This is a genomic window from Bacillus siamensis KCTC 13613, assembly GCF_000262045.1.
GTDB lineage: Bacteria > Bacillota > Bacilli > Bacillales > Bacillaceae > Bacillus > Bacillus siamensis.
In genome coordinates this window covers 430,202-454,388 of the sequence record NZ_AJVF01000039.1, presented here as the reverse complement: position 1 = coordinate 454,388, position 24,187 = coordinate 430,202, and the positions used below count along the sequence as shown (strand labels likewise).

Here is a 24,187-nt window from a genome sequence, read left to right as displayed (position 1 = left end):
GATCCAGCATGCACATCGGCATGACAGACATTCATAAAGCATTCGGGAAAAATCAAGTGCTCTCCGGCGTCACATTTGAGCTCCTGCCGGGAGAAATCCACGCTTTAATGGGAGAAAACGGAGCGGGTAAATCGACTTTAATGAATCTGCTCACCGGACTGCACCGCCTCGACAAGGGAAACATTACGATAAACGGAACAAATATGACCTTCTCAAATCCAAAAGAAGCCGAAAAGCACGGAATCGCCTTTATCCACCAGGAGCTGAATATATGGCCGGACATGACGGTGCTTGAAAACCTGTTTATCGGCAAAGAGCTGACGACGGCATTCGGCGTTTTGGAGACGAAGAAAATGAAAGCGCTAGCAAAATCACAGCTTGAAAAACTGGGAGTCTCTCTGCCTCTTGACCGGGAAGCCGGACAATGTTCCGTCGGCCAGCAGCAGATGATTGAGATTGCTAAAGCGCTGATGACAAACGCCGAAGTCATCATTATGGACGAACCGACCGCGGCGCTGACCGAACGGGAAATCAGCAAGCTGTTTGACGTAATGACGGCGTTAAAGCAAGACGGCGTTTCAATTGTCTATATATCGCATCGAATGGAAGAGATATTTTCAATTTGCGACCGGATCACCATTATGCGGGACGGCCTCACTGTCGATACGGCGCATTTAAAAGATACTAATTTTGATGAAGTGGTCAAAAAAATGGTCGGCCGGGAGCTGACTGATCGGTATCCGACACGCACACCGTCACTCGGCGATAAGGTGCTCGAAGTGAAAAACGCCTCAAAAAAAGGAAGGTTTTCACAGGTCAGTTTCCATGTGCGCGCCGGGGAAATCCTTGGCGTCTCCGGCTTAATGGGTGCCGGACGGACAGAAATCATGAGGGCGCTGTTTGGAATTGACCGGCTCGATTCCGGAGAGATCTGGATTTCCGGCCGAAAAATCGGCATCCGGGGTCCGGCTGATGCCATCCGCAAGGGACTCGGCCTGATTACAGAAAACCGGAAAGATGAAGGACTGCTTCTGGATACGTCCATTCGTGAAAACATCTCATTGCCGAACCTGACCAGTTTTTCTCCGAAAGGCATCATTGACCGAAAACGCGAGGCGGAGTTCGTCGAGCTGCTGATCAAGCGGCTGACCATTAAGACCGCGTCTCCGGAAACCGCCGCGCGTCATTTATCCGGAGGAAATCAGCAGAAAGTTGTCATCGCCAAATGGATCGGAATCGGCCCAAAAGTTCTCATCCTCGATGAACCGACAAGAGGCGTCGACGTAGGTGCGAAACGGGAGATCTATTCATTAATGAATGAGCTGACCGACCGAGGCGTCGCCATCATCATGGTTTCTTCCGAGCTGCCGGAAATTCTCGGCATGAGTGACAGAATCATCGTCGTCCATGAAGGACGCATCAATGGAGAAATCAATGCGGCCGGCGCAACACAAGAACACATCATGACACTTGCCACGGGAGGGCAGCAGAATGAAAACTGAACCAATGACATCAACTGAACAACAGCGTTTTTCCATTCATACCTTTACGCAAAAACTCGGTCCGTTTCTCGGCTTACTGATTCTTGTGCTGATCGTTTCCGTCTTAAACCCGAGTTTTCTTGAACCGCTCAATATTCTCAATCTTCTTCGGCAGGTTGCGATTAACGCGCTGATCGCTTTCGGAATGACGTTTGTCATTTTAACGGGAGGCATTGATCTTTCTGTCGGAGCCATCCTCGCCTTATCGAGCGCATTGGTCGCCGGTATGATGGTATCAGGCATCGACCCGATCTTAGCCGTTATCATCGGCTGCGCGATCGGCGCCGTACTAGGCATGATGAACGGTTTATTAATCACAAAAGGAAAAATGGCTCCGTTTATCGCCACTTTGGCGACAATGACGGTCTTTCGCGGACTGACCCTCGTCTATACGGACGGAAATCCGATTACGGGACTCGGTACAAATTACGCGTTTCAATTATTCGGGCGCGGTTATTTTCTCGGCATCCCCGTACCCGCCATTACCATGCTGATTGCATTTGCGGCCCTATGGGTTCTTCTGCACAAAACACCGTTCGGCCGCCGGACATACGCCATCGGCGGCAATGAGAAAGCGGCGCTGATTTCCGGTATCAAAGTGCCCCGCATCAAGATCATGATCTATTCTCTGACAGGTTTATTATCGGCTCTGGCCGGAGCGATTCTAACATCACGCTTAAATTCCGCACAGCCGACGGCCGGGGAATCATACGAGCTGGACGCCATCGCAGCGGTCGTCTTAGGCGGAACGAGCCTGTCCGGCGGACGGGGACGCATCATCGGTACGCTGATCGGGGTTTTGATTATCGGTACGCTGAACAACGGCTTGAACCTTCTCGGCGTATCGTCTTTTTATCAGCTCGTCGTCAAAGGAATCGTCATTTTAATCGCGGTGCTGCTGGACCGCAAAAAATCGGCATAGTAGGAGGAGCATTATGAAGAAGGCCATCATCGCGATTGCGGCATTATCACTGTTTTTACTGTCCGCCTGTTCACTTGAACCGCCCCAATGGGCAAAACCGTCAAATACCAAACATAAAAAAGAATTCACACTCGGACTTTCCGTCTCCACTTTGAACAACCCGTTCTTCGTTTCATTAAAAGACGGCGTGGTAAAAGAAGCCAAAAAACGGGGCATGAAGGTCATCGTTGTCGATGCCCAAAACGATTCATCAAAACAGTCGAATGACGTAGAAGACCTGATCCAGCAGGGAGTCGATGCGCTGCTGATCAATCCGACCGATTCATCAGCGATTTCAACCGCCGTCGAATCTGCAAATTCCCTCGGCATTCCCGTCATTGCGCTTGATCGTTCAGCCGAACACGGCAAAGTCGAAACGCTTGTCGCTTCTGACAATGTCAAAGGAGGAGAAATGGCAGCCGGCTACCTCGCCGATCAGCTCGGAAAAGGCGCCAAAGTCGCGGAATTGCAGGGAGTTCCGGGCGCATCCGCGACCCGGGAACGCGGTACGGGCTTTCATCATATCGCCGACGAAAAGCTGAATGTCGTCACGAAGCAAGCGGCCGATTTTGACCGTACTAAAGGATTGACCGTCATGGAAAACCTGCTCCAGGGCCATCCTGACATCAAAGCCGTGTTCGCCCATAATGATGAAATGGCGCTCGGTGCGCTCGAAGCGATCAACAGCTCAGGCAAACACATTCTGGTTGTCGGTTTTGATGGAAATAAGGATGCGATTTCCTCCATTAAAAACGGGAAGCTGACAGCCACGGTCGCCCAACAGCCGGAGCTGATCGGAAAACTGGCGGCGGAAGCGGCGGAACAGGTGCTGAAAGGAGAAAAAATCAAAAAAACCATTTCCGCTCCATTGAAACTTCAAACGCAAAAGTAACCGTCCGATGTTTAGATTTCCGGAAAAACGTGAAAAGAAGATGTAAAAGGAGAGATAGAGATGAAGAAAACAGCCAAAGCGGCATCCATCCTGACCCTTGCAGCGGGAATATCAGCGGCTTCAGCTGCCGGAATAACGCCTCTTCCTGAGACACACGCGCAAGAAGCGGTCAAGATTGACGATCTGTACAGCTATCCGCTTGACTCTTATCTCGTTTCCGCGGAAGCATTGAACGTCAGAACAAAAGCATCGGCTGTCAGCCCGAAAGCTGATGTCCTTCATTTAGGCGACAGCTTAAAAATCATTTCATTCCAGAACGCAGACTGGGCAAAAGTTCATTATAAAAACGGAAAAACAGGATTTGTATCTACTCATTATATTGTTAAAGCAGCAACAACCGTAAAAACGACCGCAAAAACTAAAGTATTTACAGAAAACCGAGCAGTCAAAGCTTCCCTTGCTAAAAATACGAGCGTTTCTTTCTTAGGATGGAAAAAAACTGCCGGCGGCGGCATTGATTTTGGCTGGGCGCTTGTCGATTACGGAGGCGCAACTGGATACATCAGCACAAAAGATCTGCAAAAACTGACATAATTTCAAAAACGGATTTCGCACATTCACCGCGAAATCCGTTTTTTTCTTTCTGACAGTCAAAATTGTCGGGGATTCGAAATATTTCTCAGGAAATATTGTCACATAAAGACGAATGCATACTGCATCAGCGGATCATTTTAAAATGATTTCTTTATGTAATCCGCCAGACTTCTCGCATTGTCACGAATATCTGCCGCACCCGCCCCATTTACACCGTACAGCGCGAAAGCCGGCAAATAGGTCATACCCGTAAAATTAGCCATTGCCTGAAACGGCCTTAAAAGCTCGCTCAATGTAAAGTGGTTGGAACCGCCTGCCTGGTATGCATCCTCCCCGGCACCTACGGAAACAGCCAGCAGTAATTCTTTGCCGTGCAGCGCCTTGCCTTTGGAGCCGTAAGCCCAGCCGTACGACAGCACATGATCCATCCATGTTTTTAAAAGCGGAGGAGCACTATACCAGTAGAGCGGAAATAGAAATACGATCCGGTCATACTGTTCACACAGCTGGCGTTCCTTTTCCGCATTGATTTTCCCGTCCGGATATTCTTTATAAAGCTCACGGACCGTAATGTCATCGTGATTTTTTAACTCTTCTGTCCACGCCTTATTGACCACTGAGTTTTCCATGTCAGGGTGAACCGCCAATACCAAAACTTTCACAGCTACCACACCTTTCCCTTTTGACTGTATTTTACCTAATCATTGCCGATTCAGCCAAATAAAAAGAAAGCCCGGGAGAAAAACGGGCTTTCTTTTTTCATTTATTCAGGGCTTCCTTCGGTTGTTTCAATATCCTTCGCGAAATTCGGATTATCTAAATTCGCGTTGAAAAAGTCCGCCGTATTCGGAAGCTTGAGATTCATGTTCATTTTTTGAGAAATGGTCACTTTGCAATCTTTAATGATATAGTCAAACACATGTCCGCCGGAATTGCGGCCTTCATCAATGAAGTGCAGGTGATACCCGGAAACAGCGATGCCGTTTGCGTAACCCGGCGTCCAGAAGCCGGCAATCGTTCCCTGAATGTCGTCAAAGTTGAACACAGGCTGTGTTTTCACCGCTTCGATCATCGGAACGTACGGTTTCTCCTGACGTTCTACCGTTCTCGTCTGCACCTTTTTAAATACACCGTCTAAACGGATCGCATAAAATAAGTTTTTACTAGGCAGAAGGCTGGCCATTTCCTGTTCGAATTCTTCACGGGTCATTTCGCCGTCGATCGTATGCGTCATATCCGGTGTGAAAAATGTGAATGAACAGAATGGTGACAGGTCTCCGCCTTTCACAGGCGTAGCCGTTCCGTCGCCGCGCAGACGGTAAAATTGTCCGTCAAATCCGATTAATTCCCCGTCCAGTTTGTTGAAAGTGCCGATTCCGAAATCACCGAACTTCGGAATGTCAGCCATATCAAAATCTCCGTCATATACTCCGTCCAGCAGAGATGTCATTGTTGATACTTGATAGATCTGATCCTCAGGTGAGCCTTTTTCTCCGCGGCTCATCACTTGGATGTCGTTTGCATTTTTCATTCTCTTCACTCCTTTTAAATTAGGCTGTTTTAGAAAACAGGTCATGGTGCGCAGAGTGCTAGAGAGCTTTTGCTTTCATTCTTTCTTTGAATTGCTTCGGAAGCATGTCACTTGATAAATGAACGTTGTCACTGTAATCGACAGGAATGTCGATGATCACAGGGCCTTCTGTGTTCAAGCCTTTTTGCAGCATGTCTGCCAGCTGTTCCGGTGACTCGACACGCAAGCCGGTGGCGCCGAAGCTTTCTGCATATTTTACGATGTCAATGTTTCCGAAATCTACGCATGATGTACGGTTGTATTTTTTCATTTGCTGGAATGCGACCATATCATATGTGCTGTCATTCCATACAAGGTGAACGATCGGCGCTTTTAAGCGGACTGCCGTTTCCAGTTCCATTGCGGAGAACAGGAATCCTCCGTCTCCTGAAACGGATACGACTTTTTCACCCGGATTCACCAATGTGGCAGCAATCGCCCAAGGAAGCGCTACGCCCAATGTCTGCATGCCGTTGCTGATCATCAGCTTCAGCGGCTCATAAGCGCGGAAGTAGCGGGACATCCAGATCGCGTGAGAACCGATGTCACAAGTAACGGTCACATCGTCAGCAATCGCGCTGCGAAGTTCTTGGACGATTTGCAGAGGATGCACTCTGTCGGATTTATGATCGCTTGGCGCCTTCTCGCTGTCTGTCAGCATTTGTTTTAATTCGCTCAGCACTTCTTGTTCACGGCTGCCCATATCGAATGTCACCGCATCGTGCTCGATTTGTTTAACCGTTGCGGCGATATCCCCTAATAACTCTAATTCCGGCTGATAGGCATGATCGATATCGGCCTGAATTTCGTCAAGATGGATAATAGCACGGTCGCCGTTTACGTTCCAGAACTTCGGATCGTATTCAATCGGATCATAACCGATCGTTAATACGACATCCGCCTGTTCAAGCAGAAGATCGCCAGGCTGGTTGCGGAACAGTCCGATCCGGCCGAAATATTGGTCTTCAAGCTCTCTGGACAATGTGCCGGCCCCTTGGTACGTTTCAACGAAAGGCAGTTTTGTTTTGGCAAGCAGTTTGCGGATTTGTTTTACCGCTTCCGGTCTTCCGCCTTTCATGCCGACTAACAGAACGGGAAGTTTCGCCGTCTGGATTTTGGCGATAGCCGCGCTGACCGCTGATTCCGGTGCGGGGCCTTGTTTCGGCGTCGGCACGCTGCGTACGTTTTTAACATTTGTGATTTCATTCACAACATCCTGCGGAAAGCTCACAAAAGCCGCGCCTGCCTGACCTGCTGACGCTGCCCTGAAGGCGTTTGTTACCGCTTCTGGTATATTCCCTGTTTCCTGTACTTCTACACTGTATTTTGTGATCGGCTGAAATAGTGCCGCATTGTCTAATGATTGGTGTGTCCGTTTTAACCGGTCCGCGCGAATCACGTTTCCCGCCAGTGCCACTACCGGATCACCTTCTGTATTAGCCGTTAACAAGCCGGTCGCTAAGTTGGATGCCCCCGGGCCTGAAGTAACGAGACAAACGCCAGGTTTTCCTGTCAGTCTTCCGACAGCCGCTGCCATAAACGCAGCGTTCTGTTCGTGACGGCATAAAACCAGTTCAGGTCCTTTATCTTTTAACGCATCAAATACTGCATCAATTTTTGCACCCGGAATGCCAAAAACATGTGTGACACCTTGCTCCACTAAGCAATCAACAACAAGCTCCGCCCCGCGATTTTTTCCAGAGGTTCTCAGTTCATTTGTTGCTTTTGCCAACACCCTCACTCCTTATTATGCATATTAAATATAAAATTTTAAGTAATTTGTGATATTATTCACTATACACCCTTTGGAAATTGACCTCCAATATCAATTCGCCGTATGATTAATATGTTTCACGAATAATTAACAAAGGGAAAGGAATGGATAAGGATGGAGCTTCGCCATCTTCAATACTTTATTGCCGTTGCTGAAGAACTTCATTTCGGCAAAGCCGCGCTTCGGTTAAATATGACACAGCCGCCTCTCAGCCAGCAGATCAAACAGCTTGAGAAAGAAGTCGGCGTGACTTTATTAAAGCGCACGAAACGGGTTGTAGAGCTTTCTGCTGCCGGAGAAAGTTTTTTGAAACACAGCAGAAACGCGATCGAACAAATAGAAAAAGCGATTGAAATGGCGCAGAGGACAGCGCGGGGAGAGCTCGGCCGGCTTGTCGTCGGTTTTGTCGGCTCAGCCACATATGAATTTCTGCCGCCGATCATTCGGGAATTCCGCGAAAAATTCCCCTCCGTCAAGCTTGATCTGCGTGAAATCTCTTCTTTCAGACAGCAGGAAGAGCTTCTGAAAGGCAACATTGATATCGGCATCCTTCATCCGCCTTTACAGCATTCGGCTTTACATATGGAAAAGGTGCAGAGCAGTCCTTGCATTCTGGCCTTGCCGAAGCAGCACCCGCTTACCGCCAAAGAGACAATCGACATTCAGGATTTAGAAAATGAACCGATTATCACACTGGCGAAAGAAACATGGCCTACTTTATACCTGGAATTTGTAAACTATTGCGAGCAGGCGGGCTTTAAACCGAAAATTGTTCAGGAAGCGACGGAGTATCAAATGGTGATCGGATTGGTAAGCGCCGGAATCGGTGTAACCTTCGTGCCTTCTTCAGCTAAAAAACTGTTTAATCTCGAAGTCGCCTATCGCGACATCAATCAGGTTCAGCTTACCGCCGATTGGGTCATCGCCTACCGCAAGGACAACCAAAACCCGATCCTGAAACATTTCTTGGAGATTATCAATAAACGCCAGGCTTTATTGCAGGCGGATAAGGAAAAAGTATAAAAAAGAGGACGCCGAGAAGCAGCCTCTTTTTTTTTGTGCTTTAATGGAATTTTACTAAATTAGTAGAAACGCTCAGTACACCTTTCGGCCTGTACTCGTATACATACAGTACAACTGATCAGGAGGGATAAAAATAACGGGGCGGCAATGACCCATCCAAAAAGGAGGCAGAACATATTACACATATTAGCGTCATATTGACCCTGATTTCTTTCTTTGTGACCATTATTCTTATTTTTTGGAGACCCCGGGGATTAAATGAAGCCGTTCCGGCATCGCTGGGCGCCATTTTCGTTTTGTTATGCGGAACCGTTTCCTTTCATGATTTAGGAGATATAGGGTCTAAAGTCACCGGAGCATCGATCACCATTATTTCCACAATGATTATGGCGATCGCGCTCGAAAGCTTCGGTTTTTTTAATTGGGCGGCAGCCAAGCTGCTCCATCGCGCCAGAGGATCAGGCATCCGGCTGTTTTGGCTGACCAACCTGCTTTGTTTTTCAATGACGCTCTTTCTGAATAATGATGGCAGCGTCTTAATCACCACTCCTATTTTACTGTTGGTATTAAAGTATCTCGGACTTAAAAAACATCATAAAACGCCCTATTTAATCAGCGGCGTCTTAATTGCGACGGCGGCAAGCACTCCTATCGGCGTCAGTAATATCGTCAATTTAATTTCTCTCAAAATGATAGGCATGGACCTTTATTTGTACACCAATATGATGTTTATCCCCGGCACGCTGGGGCTCGTGTTTATGGCCTTTCTGCTGTTTGCTGTTTTTTACCGCCGCTTGCCGAAACAGCTCCCCGATATTCCGGTTCATTTTGATTCACTGGAACACAAAAGATATCATCCGCTTCAGCCTCCGCCAGATCAGGCCCAAAACAGCCGTACGAAAATCATGTTTTGTGTTTTAGCGTTTGTATTGTTAGTGCGGGTCAGTCTGTTTGCCGCTTCATACAGCGGCATATCCGTTTCACTTGTGGCAGTCATCAGTTCAGTCATCCTGCTTGCCTGGAGATGGTTTCATTTAAAAATGAGTCCGGCAGACTTATTAAGGAAAGCGCCCTGGCATATCTTTGTTTTTGCCTTCACGATGTACATTATCATCTACGGACTGCATAATATCGGACTGACCGCATGGCTTGTTCAGTATATTGAGCCTTATGTCTCACAGAGCATTGCCCACGCGGCTTCTATTATGGGTATTGCTACATCCGTCCTCTCTAATTTGTTTAATAACCATCCTGCCCTAATGATCAGCACCTTGACATTAACTGAAATGTCAATTGACCCATTAACCGTAAAAATCATTTATTTGGCTAATATTATCGGCAGTGATATCGGATCATTGCTTCTGCCAATCGGGACATTAGCCACGCTGATCTGGATGCATATCATCAGACAGCACGGCGAAAAAGTCTCTTGGTCAGAATATATCAAAACGACCATTGTCGTTGTCCCTCTCACCGTTGTATTTACCATTACCGTTTTATATGTTTGGATCAGCTGGATCTATCTTTAGCTCCGATGAAAAAAACTGCCTGCTGTATAAGAGAGGCAGTTTTATTATTTATGGGAGGTGCATGGTTTTTAAATGATTCAATTTCCAAAAGACCGTATCTCCGTCCGCATTGGTCAATTCAAGAATGTTATCTGAGACGTCCTGTAACAGCCCCACTTTATTCGGTATATCTCCTAAATCCAGAATAATCAATTTGCCGGTATATTTTTTTAATTGCTCCTCAAAATTCCGGACAAGGGGCACACTGGCAGGAACGACCGGCAGTTCTGAGCTGTTTAATGTATACGGCGTCTGCTCATCGGAATATGGTGTCAGCCATTTTAAATGATGCATTGAGATGAAAAGCGTCTTATAAACCGGAGAGAAGAAAACAAAATAATCGTTTAAAACACTTGTTACATACCCATGAATGGACCGGTCTCCCGTAACGAATATTTCTGTAAATCTGCCTTTTATATGCTGGAGGGTATTCCGGTAAGAAAATGAATGTTCCTGTTTTTCAGGATGCGGACTTTCTTCTCTTGTGTGCGGCCCTTTACTCTCATCGTCCGGCACAGTCAAAGTCATCCGCTGCAGATGCAGCAGCGGGATATAAAGAAAAGTCCGGCCGTCATGGATCACAATGATATCATGACCGATATCCAAAAGAGTTCCTGAAAATGTAGTATTTCCCGATATCTCAATATCGACTTGTTTATCCAGAAATCTGCTTAACCCAGCCATTTCATCCTCCCCTCTCCCTCGTTTTCGGACAATCTTTCCGGTCATTTACGGCCGCGTTTCCACCGGTAATCTATTGTTCTTAATACAGTGGCGTAGCTATAAGATTCATCTTCTTCCCGTTTTGAGGATCGTACGGACTTTGATGATCTTTTCGATTTTTTAGAGGACGTCTGCTGCTCTTCATGTGATTCTTCTTCAGCGCACTCTTTCTCATCTTTATTCTCGTCTTGATTCTCGTCTTTTTTGGCCGCTCCTTTTGCCCCTGCGCTGATGCTCTTGATATGAAAAGGATAGATCCGCAGCACTTCTTTATCTTTCACAAGAGTATAGTGGCCGTCAGAATTATCCACAAGTATACCTTCAACGGCTTCAGGACCTCCGCGGTTGATGGATACCCATTTGTGGATCAGGCGTTTAAATATGCCGTGAAAATCATCAGCCATTTCAAATTCCGGGCGCTCCTCCTCTTGGCCGTCCTCTTCTTGTTCCGCGCTGATGCTTTTGACATGGTCGGCGTTAAAATATACGATTCCGTCATCTTCCGTTTCCAGCACGAGAAAATCATCCCCTGTTTCGTGAAGCTTTCCTCTTTTCGATTCGGGACCTCCCTGATTCAATTGCACCGTGCGATTGGTCATCCTGCTGATCAGGTCTTGAAAATCATCAGCTCTCTCGCATTCTGCCGGCTCAACCGGCGATAAGGTCTCACTCGTATTTTCCGTAACGCTTTTCACGTGCTTCCATTGATAGTAAACGATTTTATTATCAACCTGAAGAGCGATATAATCCGATTGAATGTCTGCCAATCTTCCTGTCTTGGACTCCGGGCCTCCCCGATAGACAGTAATCACTTTTCCTTCCATCGCATGCAGAAAGTTGTCATCAGACCGATGCCGATTCGTATTGCGTTTCATCTATTGTCCTCCTAGTCATATTTCTCATTAATGTCAAACATAATGCATATATACGTATCCCGATTCCTTTCGGGAACTGGTTCACCAGCCTATTTGTAAAAAACCTTTCTTCCTTCCCAAATCAGATATTCCACTGCTCTAACTCGCTGCTGATGAAAGCAGACCGTTCCTTAATGTATTCGCAAATCACATCAGGCTCCCGGTCAAAGCGGTCAAGCTCATCTTTTTTATAAGGATCCTTCGCGACATGCGGCCTGATCTGCTCATACAGCGACATGACCTTCGGCTTCATATGTTCAATAGTAAACAGGGTCTGAAGCGTCTCTTCCAAAAGCTGTTTATACGCTTTGCGGAAATACGGTTCATCCAGAAGTCTTGCGGTCAAGGTATTAAATCCTTGTATTCTGACATAATCAGCCTCCATCCGGTCACCGTGAATATCTCTTCCCCACGTCGCATCGTAATCCCACGGAATGACTTCAAAAAGTCCCGTTTCATGGCTGCGGTACAAGGCGTAATTATGAACAAACCCATCGTAGTTTGAGGTAAACACGATGCCCGCAAGCCACCGCAAATACTTATCCGCGTCCAAGTGTTTGACAATCTCCCCCTTGAACTCTGACTTCGGCACGGTATTAATTTTATAAATCATATCCTGCAGATGAAAATCGTCTTCTTTCGTTCCCGTTTTCTTTTCATAGCCAAGTTCGAGCGATGTTTTCGTGTCCCGCTCCAAATCACTGACGAGGGAGAAATTTGCATCATCATCCACCGCGTAAAAAACAGCGCCGTCAGCCAGGTTCCGTTTCGCCAGAAAATATTCATCTACTGACTCCAGCTCAAGGTACACCCCCTCATATTTGCCGTTGATCTGCAAGGATACGAAATTCGCCTTTGGCGACAGCGTTCCAAGCTCAGCGAAGAAATCGAGAGACAGCTTATTCCGCATCATCGACGGATCTTTGTACTCGGCGTTTAAATGTATTTCTTTAGCCCTGCGAAATGTTTTCGGCGAATAAAAAGTGACGTGATACGATTTTTTCTTAAAGTCTCTAATATGAGAGCCGCGGTACGCCAGATCAATGTCAAGGCGTTTTTGATTCACTCTCAGCACCGCGGGCACCGGATCATCATCCCAAATGTCTTTTTTCAGCTCCAACAAGTCTTTCGGGTGAATAAACAGCTGATATAAAGGCAATGCTGATTGGTCTTTCACCTGAAAACCTCCTTGTATTAATTTAGGCTGTGCTTTTTCGATAAAACTCAGCGGAACACACATACACTTTTTTTATCCATGCGTACTATGTGGTAGTAAGGATCGCATCCTTAAAACATATATCAAGAGGAGGTTTCAAAATGGGCCACTATTCCCATTCTGATATCGAAGAAGCAGTAAAGTCCGCAAGCACCGAGGGATTAAAAGATTATTTGTACCAAGAACCAAAGAGCAGTAAGAAAAGAAAGTCCCGCAAAAATAAAAAATCTCGCAGCCACAAGAAATCACGTTCTCACAAAAAATCTCGCAGCCATAAAAAATCATGCCGCTCTCACAAAAAATCACGCAGCGATAAAAAATCACGTTCTCACAAAAGATCCCGCAGCCATAAAAAATCACGTTCTCACAAAAGATCCCGCAGCCATAAAAAATCACGTTCTCACAAAAAATCCCGCAGCCATAAAAAATCACGTTCTCACAAAAAATCCCGCAGCCGTAAAAAATCGTGCCGTTCTCACAAAAAATCCCGCAGTCAGAAAAAATCGCGTTCTCACAAAAAATCTCGCAGTCAGAAAAAATCGCGTTCTCACAAAAAATCTCGCAGTCAGAAAAAATCGTGCCGCCGCAAGAAAAAACGCACTCAGAAAAAACCTTACCGTTCTCATAAAAAACAAAGCCATAAAAAAGACGATTACTGCACCAAAACAGAGTACTGGAAAGACGGAAATGTCTGGGTTGTAAAGAAAAACTATAAGAAGTAATCCCCCAACAACCTAATATCACTTGTAAATAGGCTGCCGGCTAAACGGAAGCCTTTTTCCTCAAACAGATATATGCCACGAAATAAGATATGCATCCGGGTTTCTTTTGTTGTGCTTCCGAATTTTCTTTCGGTATAATCAGGTCATACGAAAAAGAAAGGCGGCTGACATGATGCATATCTTACGAGCAGACGAATTAAACGCGAAAGATACCTACAAATTGCTTTCGGGCACAGTAGTTCCCCGGCCGATTGCATTTGTCACTACGCGTTCATCTATCAACGGCGCCGTAAACGCGGCGCCCTTCAGTTTTTATAACGTTGTCTCCGCAGATCCGCCGCTTCTTGCCATTTCTGTAAACCGCGCGGAGGGACAGCAGAAAGACACTGCGAGAAACATAATCGCTCATCGGGAATTCGTCGTGCATGTCAGTGATGAGTCCATCATTGAAGACATTAACAAAACGGCGGCAAGGCTTGGCCCTGATGTCAGCGAGCTTGACTTGACAGACCTTTCCGTAACAGACAGCACCTGCATCAGCGTTCCCGGTATAAAAGAAGCGAAGGTCAGGTTTGAATGTATACTCGAACGCCACCTTCCGTTCCAAAATGACGGCGGAGAAACGACGACAGACCTCATCATCGGCAGAGTCGTTTGTTTTCATTTGAATGATCAAGTATATGATGCCGATAAGGGCTACATACGGACCGATGAACTGCAGCCGGCGGCGAGGCTCGCGGGGAATGAATACGCCAGAATCGGGAAGACATATACACTTGTCCGCCCGACCTGAAACAGGAGCCAATATAATAGAAGAAACTAGTCAAAAAGACCCCTTTTAAAAGGGGTCTTTTTTTATCTGTTGACTGTTTAACTCAGTCTAATGTCTTATAAAAGATTGAAACTTACAAGGTCCTAAACGAATGACAAGTGTTTAGGGGGCAGACGATGGATTTCATTCAGTTACTGATTTTTTCAGCCGTATTATTTTGCTCAGCCTTATGTTTCACGTATTTGCCGTCAAAGTTCTCCATTTGCCAAAGCCTGTTAAAAAGCAGAAGCCGATAAACGGCACACATCGATTAATCGAAATCACACTGCTTATTTCGGGCATCGCAGCGGTGTCATTATTCAATGAAATGTACGTATTTGTGGGAGTTGTTTCCATGCTTTTCTGCGACGGCGGCACCGGCGGGGGAAAAAGCAATATGTGTACGATTCGTTTTACGCGGGTCTATCTGCCGCACTCGGCGTACTTATTTTTTTCATCCGTTAACGGATCATGCTCTATACCCCTGCGGCCGCACCGTCGCCGCGCGGGTCGGCCCCGCCTTGGAGAAAACCTTCGTCATCAATGACGATCGCTGCCGCGTGTCCCATGATCCGGTCAAAATCGCTAACCGTCTCGACGCGGTGGCCGCTTTGCTTTAATGCTTCTCTCGTTTCACGGCTGATCCGGCTTTCGACCCTCAGCCCTTCATACGCCTCTCCCCATGTCCGCCCCCACACCCAGCGCGGCTCACTGACCGCCTGCTGCGGGTCCATGTTGTAATCAATAATGCGTGTAATCAGCGCCGTCTGAGTTTGCGGCTGGCCTTCTCCTCCCTGGGTGCCGTACAGGATGTGCGGCTTCCCTTCTTTACAGGCCATCGCCGGCATGAGGGTGTGGAAGGTCCGTTTGCCGGGTTCGAGCGTATTGACATGAGATTCATCCAGCGAAAAAAATGACCCGCGGTTTTGCAGCAGAATGCCCGTCTCCCCCGCCGTAACGGCTGACCCGAACTCAAAATAAAGGCTCTGTATAAAGGAAACGGCATTTCCTTCCGCATCTCTGACGGCGGCATAAGCAGTGTCGCTTCCGACCGGACGGCTTACCGCCGGCGCAGCCGTGTAACCGATTTCTTCCGCCAGCTGCTTTGCATATTGTTTATCAAGTAACCGATCCAGCGGAATATGAGAAAACGCCGGATCAGTCAGCACTTCATTCCGATGCTGAAAACTCTTTTTCAGCGCTTCGATCAGCAAATGATAATATTCAAAGGAGCCGTGTTCGATCTTAGAAAAATCATAGTTTTCCAATATATTAAGCGTCATTAAGCCTGTAAACCCCTGTGAATTCGGGGGGGCCTGATAGACGCGGTACCCGCGGTAATCAGAGGATACCGGGTCCGTCCACTCGCCGCGATGGGCTTTAAAGTCATCAAGCGTCAGACGGCCGCCGTTGTTTTGCAAAAATGATGTGATGCTTTGGGCGATATCCCCTTCGTAAAAAGCGCTCCTGCCTTTTTCGGCAAGCTGCTCCAAGCTGGCCGCCAGATCCTTCTGGACAAACCGCTCGCCAGGCATGGGCGCTTTTTTGTTTCTCGTAAAAATGGCTGAGGTATAAGGTGTTGAGGCTAAAAGAGCGAGATTTCGTTCTGTGTGGGCGCACTGGTCGGCGGACACCGGGAATCCGTCTGCCGCATAATCAAGGGCGGGCTTCAGCACCTCAGCGAGCGAAAGGCGCCCGTACGCCGAAAGCACGGCATCCCAGCTGTCCGCCATTCCCGGAACGGTAATGGCGCTTTCTGTCCCTCGCATCGGTATCGCTTCTCTGCCTCGATACAAGTCTCTCGTCACATGTTTTCCTGAGCGGCCGCTCCCGTTGTAAGCTTTGATTCGCCCCGTTTCTTGATGGTATGTAAGCCAAAATGAATCTCCGCCAAGCCCCGTCATATGCGGATAAACGACTGCCAGGCAGGCGCTGACCGCCACCGCTGCATCAAACGCGTTTCCCCCCTTTTCAAGAATGCCGGCCCCCGCCTGGGAAGCAAGATAATGCGGACTGACGACCATTTGTTTCGTTCCGATGGTAGAAGTATTCATGGCAAGCCCCTTTACAAATTTTCTCAAGTATAAAAAGCGGCACCGACGGCATCCACTTTTCTGAGAGAAAATCTCACACACTATTTTCTTTCCGTTAAGAAAAAATCAATATTTATTACGTAACGAAAACAATTAAAAAATTTATCCTTCATACCGTAAGATTTCATGATACAATAATGTCTACCAGATGAAGGAAGGTGAAGCCGATTGGAACATGAGTACAGCATTCCGAACCTTGTACTTGATGAAACGGATAAACATATTCTCTCGATTTTGCACGAGGAAGGGAGGATTTCCTATACAGACTTAGGAAAGCGGGTTAATCTGTCGCGTGTGGCGGTTCAGCACCGCATCCAGCATTTAATGGATGCCGGCGTAATTGAAAAATTCACCGCTGTCATCAACCCGGCGAAAATCGGCCGCCATGTGTCCGTGTTTTTTAATGTGGAAGTGGAGCCGCAGTATTTGGAGGAAACAGCGTTAAAGCTTGAAAAGGAGCCGGCCGTGACAAGCCTTTATCACATGACCGGACCGAGCAAGCTGCATATGCACGGCATTTTCGCAAATGATCAGGAGATGGAAGAGTTTTTGACAAAACGGCTCTATACGCAAAAAGGCGTCGTCAGCGTCGATTGCCAAATGCTGATTAAACGGTATAAAAGCAGAATGGGCATGAAGCTGTAAGGAGGACACGGCAATGAAAAACCCCTATTGGGACATTACGGCGGCAATGGTGCGAACAGGCATTCTCGGATTCGGGGGCGGCCCGTCCGTGATTCCGCTCATCCGCCATGAAGCCGTCAATAAATACAAGTGGATAGATGATGATGAATTCGGAGAAATATTAGCGATCGCAAATGCGCTTCCCGGACCGATTGCCACGAAAATGGCCGCGTATCTGGGCTTCAAGCTGAAAGGCACGTTAGGCGCAATCTTGGCAACCCTCGCCCACATTCTGCCTACATGCCTTGCGATGGTAGGCTTGTTTGCCGCTGTAAATGTGTTAAGCCACTCAGCGGTTGTTGCCGGCATGATTGGCGCCGTCACGCCGGTTATCGCCGTCATGCTCGGCATCATGGCGTACGAGTTTGGCCAAAAAGCGCTAAAAGGTTTCGGCTGGGTCACCGGCATCCTGTTTTTTATCATCGCTTTTATCGGCCTGCAAACGCTGCAGATCAATCCCGGCTTTGTCATTATTATTTTCTTAGCATACGGCGCGTTTCATTTTAAATTGAAAGACAAAATCACAAATAAACGTTCAAAAGATAAAGGAATGTCGGCTTCATGATGATGATCTATTTATTTATGGCGTTTTTTATTGCAAATGTACTCGGATATGGCGGCGGCCCTGCGTCTATCCCGCTCATGTTTGAAGAAGTCGTCAACAGATACAGCTGGCTCTCAAACGATCAATTCTCAAACATGCTCGCCCTTGCGAACGCATTGCCGGGCCCGATCGCCACTAAAATCGCCGCGTATGTAGGCTACAGCGCAGGCGGATGGCCCGGCTTCATGATTGCGCTGATCGCAACCGTCGTACCGTCAGCGCTCGCATTGATCGTGCTGCTTCGCATCATTCAGCGCTTCCGCCAATCACCCGTCATCAAAGGCATGACGCTGTCCGTCCAGCCCGTCATCGCCGTCATGATGCTCATTCTTACGTGGCAAATCGGCGCAGACGGCATCAAAGCGATCGGCTGGATTCAATCACTAGTCATTGCGGGGATTTCCCTCCTTGCCCTGACAAAATTCAAGCTGCATCCGGCCTTTCTGATTATCGCCGCGTTTTTGTATGGAGGCCTTGTGGTTCCTCATTTGTAGAAAAAAGCACCTGGACAGGTGCTTTTTTATTTAGGCCCGGAAATGCCGTTTGATATGACAGTTATTTCTTCTCCTGCATCACTCTTGGTGATGTGCTTGACTTGCAGCGTGGTTCCTGCCATTCTCACAGATTGCTTCAACTGAGGCGAATTGGTTTCAACCTGTATCCAAACAGGCGGCTGGACCTTCCAAAATAAAAACAACGCAAGAATCAGCATGCCAGCAATGACCGACAGCGAAAACTTCATAACGCATCGCTTCTTTTCAGTAAGCTGCTCGCAGCGTTCAGCGCCTGATGATCATGAAGAATATCACCGGGACGATTGCCTTCTCCCAGCACATAGCCTTTAAAGGGCATCCCCATAAAATGAAAAATATGTTCAAATTGCTGAATCAGCGGCAGCCCTTTTAGTTTAGGATTGTCTCCTCCCACTGCTGTTACATAGGCCTGCTTCGCTGACATTTGCTGTTTAAAATCAGGAAATCTCGGATCTCTCAACGTCTGTGACCAGCGATCAATAAACAGCTTTAATGTCCCTGACATGCCAAACCAATAAATTGGGGTGGCAAAGACGAGAATATCGCACGGCAATATCCGTTCAATAATAGAATCGCAGTCATCTTGAACAGGACGAAAGCCGCCTTGGGCGTGGCGCAGATCTTCAATTGGCTGGATCCGATATTTCCGCAAATGAATGTGCTCCGCATCGAATCCTTGAACAGCTTTATCCGCAAGAATATCCGTATTTCCGCCAGACCGAGTTCCGCCATTAATAACCGCAATTTTCATGATGCATCTGCTCCTTTGTTTACGAATGATTTTCTTCATCATATAATGGATTCATCAATCAATACAGATGATTATTTCGATTGTTTCAATCGATAAAACCGATTTAGAAAGGGCGAGATCAAATGGAATTGAAGCAGCTGATCACCTTTATTACCGCAGCAGAACATGTAAACTTCACCCTAACCGCCAAGATGCTTAACTATGCACAATCAAGCGTTACCTCTCAGATCAAATCACTTGAAGAAGAAATCGGGACTCCTTTATTTGAACGGCTCGGCAAGCGGCTTATCCTGACAGAAGCCGGCAAAACATTCAAATCCTATGCGGAGAAGATTATTGCGTTAACAGAAGAAGCAAAAATGGCCGCAAATCAAGTAAGAGAAACAACCGGAACCTTGAAAATCGGGGCGACGGAAAGCCAGTGCACATATCGACTTCCGCCTATCATAAAAGAATTTAAACAAGCTTTTCCTCAAGTAAAGCTCATATTCAAACCGTATATTTCCAACGAACAAGCGAAAGAACAGCTCTTACAGGGCCAGCTTGATATCACCTTCATTTTAGATGTGAACCGAACGGAAGACGCACTGCACGTTGAATCTTTGATTCAGGATGAGATCAAAATGGTAGCCACCAATGACCATCCTTTTCCAGCAGATTCACCAGTAACATTGAAGGATCTTCAAAACGAAACCCTTCTGCTGACAGAGGACGGCTGCTCATACCGCACGCTCTTTGAGGACACTTTACAAGACGCCGGAGTCTACCCTAATAAATTAGAATTTGTCAGCATAGAAGCCATCAAACAATGCGTGATGGCCGGACTTGGAATTGGACTATTGCCTGAAATGACAGTAAAAGACGATATTGCCGAAGGACGGATGAAAGAACTCAACTGGCAGAATGAATGCCCTGTTTTTACTCAACTGGCATGGCACAAGGACAAGTGGATGTCTGCACCATTAAAGGCTTTTATCGATTTGACGCGAAAAACATTCAAATAAAAACCTTATCCGCAAGGACGACAAGGTTTTTAATAAAGCAGACACCAGGCATACAAAAAAAACACTTGGCGGCTTAGAGCCCCAAGTGTTACACGTGATTTTCCTGATAAAACGTTCGCAAGACATGTGTTTCAAGGTCAGCCAGACGGACAGGGACCGGCAGTCTGCTTTCATGATTGATCAAACTCATCGTGATGTGATAGCTGCTTTCTAAATCAATGTCATGTCCGCAAGACAAGAAAATAGGCTTCACATCCCGCCGCGTCCGCAGCGCCCGGCCATATACTTCGCCGCCAATGATAATATCGGTGTATGCGCCGACTTCATTTTCAGGCAGCTCGAAATCGCAGCCTTTGATTTTGAGATAGGTTTTCGCAATCCCGATCGTCGGCTTCCCCAGAAAAAAAGCCCCATGGGTGGCAACGCCCATATGATTGTAATGCAGATACCCGTTGCCATCAAACAAGAAGACATCCGGCTCCGTCTCAAGCTTTTTCGCCGCCTCGATGATCAAAGGCAGCTCGCGAAACGCAAGAAAACCGGACACATACGGCACGCTGATTTTCCCCATACTGTGCACCTTTTCAATGACTTCTTTTGTATCAGCGTCAATCACGATGATACTGCACACCCCGTATGGTTCTCCGTCCTGTTCCCAATAAGCGAGGTCGACGCCTGCGCAGGTGTTGACGGAGTTTGGAGGGATGGCGGGGGATAGGTTGATTTTATGTATAAGGGATTGTTGTATTTGACTAAAATCCGCTTCATCTTTTAGATGAAAATCGTGAATTTGATGTATTTTCATTTCACTTGTTTTCCTCTCTTCGCGCTCAATCTTCCTGTGTTTCGATCTAGCGAAGACTCCTTCAGCAAATTATGCTTCATTGAAAAAAAGCAGATAGTATCATCTGCTTTTTGTTAATATTCATTTTTCATTTCTTTCATAAAAATATAATCCAATTGTGTAATTAATTCTTTAAGTTCAGTACACATCATATCTTCTAGAGGATTTTCCCAATCTTCGTTTTTTATCAGTTCAATGCCATAACTACCGGTTGGATCCCCTTCTGGGTACCACCCTACATCAAGCAGCAAACTTTTAGTTTTATGAGAAATCTGCAGGAGATCTTGATTAAAGTCAAATAACCAAGCATCATCATTTTCCTCTAGATTTTTAGGATCAGTTTCTTTTAATGTAATATAATCAACAGTCCAGCCCGCCGGTATCTTAAGCCTTAAGAAATTGGGAACATGTTGGCTTAGCGGCTGCAAACCCTCTAAAACCCCGCTTCCCACAGTCCAGATTTGATATTCTAACTCTTCTAATAATTGTTCTATCTCATCAAAAGATTCATCTTCATAAATCTTATCTGTTTTTAAGCCCGTTACTATGACATGGTATTGATCATTTTCATAAATTACCTTAATAAAGGCCTTTCGTTTTTCATTTTGCAGTATTAGTAATTCACATTTTTCTTGCATCCTTCTTTCTGAACTTAAATTGTTCAGTACTACAGACCAGCCATCACAGATTTTTAATGGCAGCAATTGAGAAATATGGTCTCTGTCCATCCAGTTTCTCCTTGTACTCCACATTGTTATACTATCTATAAATAAACTTGCCGATGACAACACGGCAAGTTTTAACTACAGCAATTCTAATACATCAGTAAACAAGGCATCTCCTAATGTTAATCTTCTGTCGAAAGGCTGGATATGTGGCAATTCACTCCACTCATACACAGTATCATAGTAATCATACAAATAACTGAGTTCAATAAATCCTTTCTCATGCATTATTTTATTAATATAGTTGGTCCCCTGAATCAATTCTAAAGATTCAGCGGTCCCAACAACCTCATAAGCCCCATCGATTAATTCATGTCTAAGGGAATAACTATAATCTAGTACATAAACAGGAACCAATTTAGATACTTTCATATTAATTTGCTGTTCTAAATGAAAACCATTTTCCCCAGAAAGATCTTGCAAATGAATATCAATTTCTCCAGAAGGATTGTTTAAATCCCTAACTTCAATTTTTTTCAAACCTTTTATTTGAGTAAATTCATCAGGTACTTTTATTTTCTCTGCGCATTTGCTCTTGTACCATTCGTCTAACTCCCTATTCACAAATAGACGATGAAGCAATTCACCGATTTCAGGGTATTCATTAATAAATCTGATTCCATGTTTCATTTGTAACTATTTCATCCATTATTATTTAACTACTTCCACCAAGTAGTTGTTACTTGTTTTAAATGATATTCAATATATAAAATCACTTTTTTATAATCATCTGATGAAAATTCTTTAATAGGATCTTCCCAATCATTATCTTTGACTAGCAAAACCAGATAGTTACCTTCAGGAGAAATGTCAGGAACCCAGCCTAAATCAAGCGTTATTGAGGATTGTTCATGATAAAGCTGCAACAAACTGTCTGTGAACAAAAACCAGGAATCATCATTCGGTTCTAAAGTTCTTGGATCTATTTCAACAAAATGATTATAATTCACTTTCCAACCTTGTGTTATTCTTAAGGGATGTATATTAGCTTTTGGGACATCTAATTTAATATGTTTTCTTTCCATGAGAACCTCTGTTTAGTAACTATTAATTTCCTAAGCTTTATTTTTTATAAGGTTCAATGCTATAACTTCCGGTTCAATCTCCTTCTGGGTACACCCCAAATAAACTAATCATTCATATCTTTAGGGGGTATAAAAGCGACTAATTGACCTTCAGGATATATACCTTTCCACCCACAAGGCCATCCGCCTGTTTTATACACTTGAAACATTTTCTCAAAAAGATTGTCTTTATTACCGTTTACCAGACGATTGATTGCACATTTATACAGATCTGACTCTACTTCTTCAGCAATATCCCAAAAATCCATAGGAATGAAATCTTCAGAATAGTTATCATCAGAATTGAAAATATTCGACAATTCTTCATCTAATGTTTTTAAGTGATCATCACTTAAAATTATACCCAATAACTGTCCGCTTTCATTTGATTTTACATCTTGCCAAACTACTTCAACTTCATCAGTATCTTGAGACCATGCTAATTGTTGCGCTATCTCAAAATCTTCTATAAGTGTAATATCAGACAAATTCCGATTATTATTCTTAAATAATTCCCCGTGCTTAATAAAGTCAATTACCTCTTCCACTAAATCGCTATATTTACCGTAACTACTCATTTATTTAACCACCTTTCCCATAATTCCTCTGTAGCCCCCTCCTCTTTGCAAAAAAGAAGGCTTTTTGTTTTATCCTCCCCTCTTTAGTTTCATACCTATAAAAAACCTGAAAAGCGTAAAACCACTCCAAGTAGGAGTTCTATAGTTTTTTAGTAACTCCAAGGTTAAGGTTTCTCTCCAGTTTTCATAAAAAGCAAAAACTAAAAAGCAGGTACAGTATAATACCTGCTTTTTACAACAAATTTATGCTCAGGAAATTTTTATTTCAAATGACGCTCCAATTATTATCCATTACATAAATTGCATAAGTTAAAGGACTATCAGTTAAACTCATACGCTAAATCCAGAAGCAATCATCTACTTTAACTATATGAGATGAAATAATATCCTTTGTTAAGACATCTTTCTCTGATCAGGTCTCAACGCATCAAAATGAAAATTCATTATTCATATAAACTTTCTATTTCAATACCCCAGAAGCTCCCTTCATTTATACAATTTGAGTCTACTCTTTTCAGTTCTTCTTTCAACCATTCAATTACATATTCAGGAATATCATTGTCGATAAAAGCATCTTCTCCATTAATTTGAATAGCTTTGTCAATCATTTCTGAGAAAAGCAGTATACTTTCTGCAAATTGATTTATTGAAGAGTTAATAAATACTTCTTTATATTCATTACCATTATCTAAATAAACAATTCTCTCGTTATTTTCTATAATACAAATTGGATCTCCGGAACCAGTAGAACCTAACAACCAATATTTTCGAAACGCTTCCGACACATCAAAGATACTTGTAATTGGTTTAAATGATGTTTGAAAAGAAGTGAAATCCAAATATGGCGGAGGGGTTTCAGGTAAACCTCCTAAAGAAATAAATTTTTTAAATTCCTCCGAAAAAGGAGTCTCTACTAAATCATCATATGGAAACTTTAATATCGGACCATTTTTATTAACATCCCAACTTCGATTAAATTCTTCGGGTAATAACATCGT

At 45.0% G+C, this 24,187-nt stretch carries 27 protein-coding genes and 1 pseudogene; 13 read left to right on the top strand and 15 right to left on the bottom strand.

Annotation, left to right across the window (positions count from 1 at the left end; genetic code table 11):
• The first annotated feature begins 8 nt into the window (after window positions 1-8).
• Genes Y79_RS0110995 through Y79_RS0110980 form a run of 4 tightly spaced genes read left to right on the top strand, consistent with a single transcriptional unit; the run spans window position 9 to window position 3,988 of the window.
• On the top strand, window positions 9-1,502 hold the full coding sequence (locus Y79_RS0110995; RefSeq protein ID WP_016937726.1) for a sugar ABC transporter ATP-binding protein: 1,494 nt from the start codon (window positions 9-11) through the stop codon (window positions 1,500-1,502).
• Entirely contained in the window at window positions 1,492-2,463 is a 972-nt protein-coding gene (gene rbsC, locus Y79_RS0110990; protein WP_016937725.1) for a ribose ABC transporter permease RbsC, read from the top strand. The genes Y79_RS0110995 and rbsC overlap by 11 nt, the downstream gene beginning before the upstream one ends.
• Before the next feature lie 13 nt (window positions 2,464-2,476).
• On the top strand, window positions 2,477-3,394 hold the full coding sequence (gene rbsB, locus Y79_RS0110985) for a ribose ABC transporter substrate-binding protein RbsB (RefSeq protein ID WP_016937724.1): 918 nt from the start codon (window positions 2,477-2,479) through the stop codon (window positions 3,392-3,394).
• A gap of 60 nt (window positions 3,395-3,454) precedes the next feature.
• On the top strand, window positions 3,455-3,988 hold the full coding sequence (locus Y79_RS0110980) for an SH3 domain-containing protein (protein ID WP_016937723.1): 534 nt from the start codon (window positions 3,455-3,457) through the stop codon (window positions 3,986-3,988).
• Window positions 3,989-4,125: 137 nt separating this feature from the next.
• Here the strand turns inward: Y79_RS0110980 and Y79_RS0110975 are convergent, their stop codons facing one another.
• The 3 genes from Y79_RS0110975 to alsS form a co-directional block, all read right to left on the bottom strand.
• Window positions 4,126-4,650 carry an NAD(P)H-dependent oxidoreductase gene (locus tag Y79_RS0110975; RefSeq protein ID WP_016937722.1) on the bottom strand — a complete coding sequence of 175 codons (525 nt, stop codon included), beginning with the start codon at window positions 4,648-4,650 and terminating at the stop codon, window positions 4,126-4,128.
• Between the two features lie 101 nt (window positions 4,651-4,751).
• Window positions 4,752-5,519 carry an acetolactate decarboxylase gene (budA, locus tag Y79_RS0110970; protein WP_016937721.1) on the bottom strand — a complete coding sequence of 256 codons (768 nt, stop codon included), beginning with the start codon at window positions 5,517-5,519 and terminating at the stop codon, window positions 4,752-4,754.
• A gap of 58 nt (window positions 5,520-5,577) precedes the next feature.
• Window positions 5,578-7,290 (bottom strand): acetolactate synthase AlsS, encoded by a 1,713-nt coding sequence (gene alsS, locus Y79_RS0110965; RefSeq protein WP_016937720.1) that lies wholly within the window; start codon window positions 7,288-7,290, stop codon window positions 5,578-5,580.
• A 156-nt stretch (window positions 7,291-7,446) separates the two neighbouring features.
• Here alsS and alsR point away from each other — a divergent pair, with 156 nt between their 5' ends.
• On the top strand, window positions 7,447-8,355 hold the full coding sequence (gene alsR / locus Y79_RS0110960) for an acetoin biosynthesis transcriptional regulator AlsR (RefSeq protein ID WP_016937719.1): 909 nt from the start codon (window positions 7,447-7,449) through the stop codon (window positions 8,353-8,355).
• Between the two features lie 197 nt (window positions 8,356-8,552).
• Window positions 8,553-9,884: an arsenic transporter gene (locus Y79_RS0110955; RefSeq protein ID WP_016937718.1), complete on the top strand. Its 1,332-nt coding sequence runs from the start codon at window positions 8,553-8,555 to the stop codon at window positions 9,882-9,884.
• Window positions 9,885-9,932: 48 nt separating this feature from the next.
• On the opposite strand, the gene Y79_RS0110950 is transcribed toward Y79_RS0110955, so the two are convergent.
• The 3 genes from Y79_RS0110950 to Y79_RS0110940 form a co-directional block, all read right to left on the bottom strand.
• Window positions 9,933-10,607: a hypothetical protein gene (locus Y79_RS0110950; RefSeq protein ID WP_016937717.1), complete on the bottom strand. Its 675-nt coding sequence runs from the start codon at window positions 10,605-10,607 to the stop codon at window positions 9,933-9,935.
• A gap of 41 nt (window positions 10,608-10,648) precedes the next feature.
• Window positions 10,649-11,521, bottom strand: coding sequence for a hypothetical protein (locus tag Y79_RS0110945; RefSeq protein WP_016937716.1), 873 nt, complete (start codon window positions 11,519-11,521; stop codon window positions 10,649-10,651).
• Window positions 11,522-11,642: 121 nt separating this feature from the next.
• On the bottom strand, window positions 11,643-12,737 hold the full coding sequence (locus tag Y79_RS0110940; protein ID WP_016937715.1) for a CotH kinase family protein: 1,095 nt from the start codon (window positions 12,735-12,737) through the stop codon (window positions 11,643-11,645).
• Between the two features lie 140 nt (window positions 12,738-12,877).
• Between Y79_RS0110940 and Y79_RS0110935 the strand changes: the two genes are divergently transcribed.
• From Y79_RS0110935 to Y79_RS1000000121910, 3 genes and pseudogenes are all read left to right on the top strand, one after another.
• Window positions 12,878-13,498 (top strand): CotG/ExsB N-terminal domain-containing protein, encoded by a 621-nt coding sequence (locus Y79_RS0110935; RefSeq protein WP_016937714.1) that lies wholly within the window; start codon window positions 12,878-12,880, stop codon window positions 13,496-13,498.
• A 172-nt stretch (window positions 13,499-13,670) separates the two neighbouring features.
• Complete coding sequence (locus Y79_RS0110930) at window positions 13,671-14,291, top strand: flavin reductase family protein (RefSeq protein WP_016937713.1); 621 nt, start codon at window positions 13,671-13,673, stop codon at window positions 14,289-14,291.
• A 155-nt stretch (window positions 14,292-14,446) separates the two neighbouring features.
• Window positions 14,447-14,774, top strand: a pseudogene (locus tag Y79_RS1000000121910) (hypothetical protein).
• Between the two features lie 11 nt (window positions 14,775-14,785).
• Here Y79_RS1000000121910 and ggt read toward each other — a convergent pair.
• The gene (ggt, locus tag Y79_RS0110920; RefSeq protein ID WP_016937712.1) at window positions 14,786-16,363 is read right to left on the bottom strand and encodes a gamma-glutamyltransferase; all 1,578 of its coding nucleotides are present in this window, start codon (window positions 16,361-16,363) and stop codon (window positions 14,786-14,788) included.
• 207 nt (window positions 16,364-16,570) lie between these two features.
• Here ggt and Y79_RS0110915 point away from each other — a divergent pair, with 207 nt between their 5' ends.
• The 3 genes from Y79_RS0110915 to Y79_RS0110905 are packed head-to-tail and all read left to right on the top strand — an operon-like array spanning window position 16,571 to window position 18,184.
• Window positions 16,571-17,047, top strand: a complete 477-nt coding sequence (locus Y79_RS0110915) for a chromate efflux transcriptional regulator ChrS (RefSeq protein WP_016937711.1) — start codon at window positions 16,571-16,573, stop codon at window positions 17,045-17,047.
• A 13-nt stretch (window positions 17,048-17,060) separates the two neighbouring features.
• Window positions 17,061-17,651, top strand: a complete 591-nt coding sequence (chrB, locus tag Y79_RS0110910) for a chromate efflux transporter subunit ChrB (RefSeq protein ID WP_016937710.1) — start codon at window positions 17,061-17,063, stop codon at window positions 17,649-17,651.
• A complete protein-coding gene (locus Y79_RS0110905) occupies window positions 17,648-18,184 on the top strand; it encodes a chromate efflux transporter ChrA (protein WP_016937709.1) in 537 nt (178 codons plus the stop codon). The genes chrB and Y79_RS0110905 overlap by 4 nt, the downstream gene beginning before the upstream one ends.
• A 26-nt stretch (window positions 18,185-18,210) precedes the next feature.
• On the opposite strand, the gene Y79_RS0110900 is transcribed toward Y79_RS0110905, so the two are convergent.
• Together Y79_RS0110900 and Y79_RS0110895 are read right to left on the bottom strand one after the other, a co-directional pair.
• Entirely contained in the window at window positions 18,211-18,432 is a 222-nt protein-coding gene (locus Y79_RS0110900; protein WP_016937708.1) for a hypothetical protein, read from the bottom strand.
• Complete coding sequence (locus tag Y79_RS0110895; protein ID WP_016937707.1) at window positions 18,429-18,974, bottom strand: flavodoxin family protein; 546 nt, start codon at window positions 18,972-18,974, stop codon at window positions 18,429-18,431. Before Y79_RS0110895 ends, Y79_RS0110900 begins: the two co-directional genes overlap by 4 nt.
• A gap of 122 nt (window positions 18,975-19,096) precedes the next feature.
• On the opposite strand from Y79_RS0110895, the gene Y79_RS0110890 reads away from it, so the two are divergent.
• Entirely contained in the window at window positions 19,097-19,978 is an 882-nt protein-coding gene (locus Y79_RS0110890) for a LysR family transcriptional regulator (RefSeq protein WP_016937706.1), read from the top strand.
• A gap of 88 nt (window positions 19,979-20,066) precedes the next feature.
• Here Y79_RS0110890 and Y79_RS0110885 read toward each other — a convergent pair whose 3' ends face one another.
• The 6 genes from Y79_RS0110885 to Y79_RS0110860 form a co-directional block, all read right to left on the bottom strand.
• Complete coding sequence (locus Y79_RS0110885; protein ID WP_029575298.1) at window positions 20,067-20,783, bottom strand: endonuclease V; 717 nt, start codon at window positions 20,781-20,783, stop codon at window positions 20,067-20,069.
• Between the two features lie 113 nt (window positions 20,784-20,896).
• The gene (locus tag Y79_RS0110880) at window positions 20,897-21,550 is read right to left on the bottom strand and encodes a hypothetical protein (protein WP_016937704.1); all 654 of its coding nucleotides are present in this window, start codon (window positions 21,548-21,550) and stop codon (window positions 20,897-20,899) included.
• Window positions 21,551-21,625: 75 nt separating this feature from the next.
• The gene (locus Y79_RS0110875) at window positions 21,626-22,177 is read right to left on the bottom strand and encodes a hypothetical protein (RefSeq protein WP_016937703.1); all 552 of its coding nucleotides are present in this window, start codon (window positions 22,175-22,177) and stop codon (window positions 21,626-21,628) included.
• A gap of 29 nt (window positions 22,178-22,206) precedes the next feature.
• Window positions 22,207-22,572, bottom strand: coding sequence for a hypothetical protein (locus tag Y79_RS0110870; RefSeq protein ID WP_016937702.1), 366 nt, complete (start codon window positions 22,570-22,572; stop codon window positions 22,207-22,209).
• Between the two features lie 104 nt (window positions 22,573-22,676).
• Window positions 22,677-23,189, bottom strand: a complete 513-nt coding sequence (locus Y79_RS0110865; RefSeq protein ID WP_016937701.1) for a hypothetical protein — start codon at window positions 23,187-23,189, stop codon at window positions 22,677-22,679.
• A gap of 443 nt (window positions 23,190-23,632) precedes the next feature.
• Window positions 23,633-24,184: an SUKH-4 family immunity protein gene (locus tag Y79_RS0110860; RefSeq protein ID WP_016937700.1), complete on the bottom strand. Its 552-nt coding sequence runs from the start codon at window positions 24,182-24,184 to the stop codon at window positions 23,633-23,635.
• Between the last annotated feature and the right edge of the window lie 3 nt (window positions 24,185-24,187).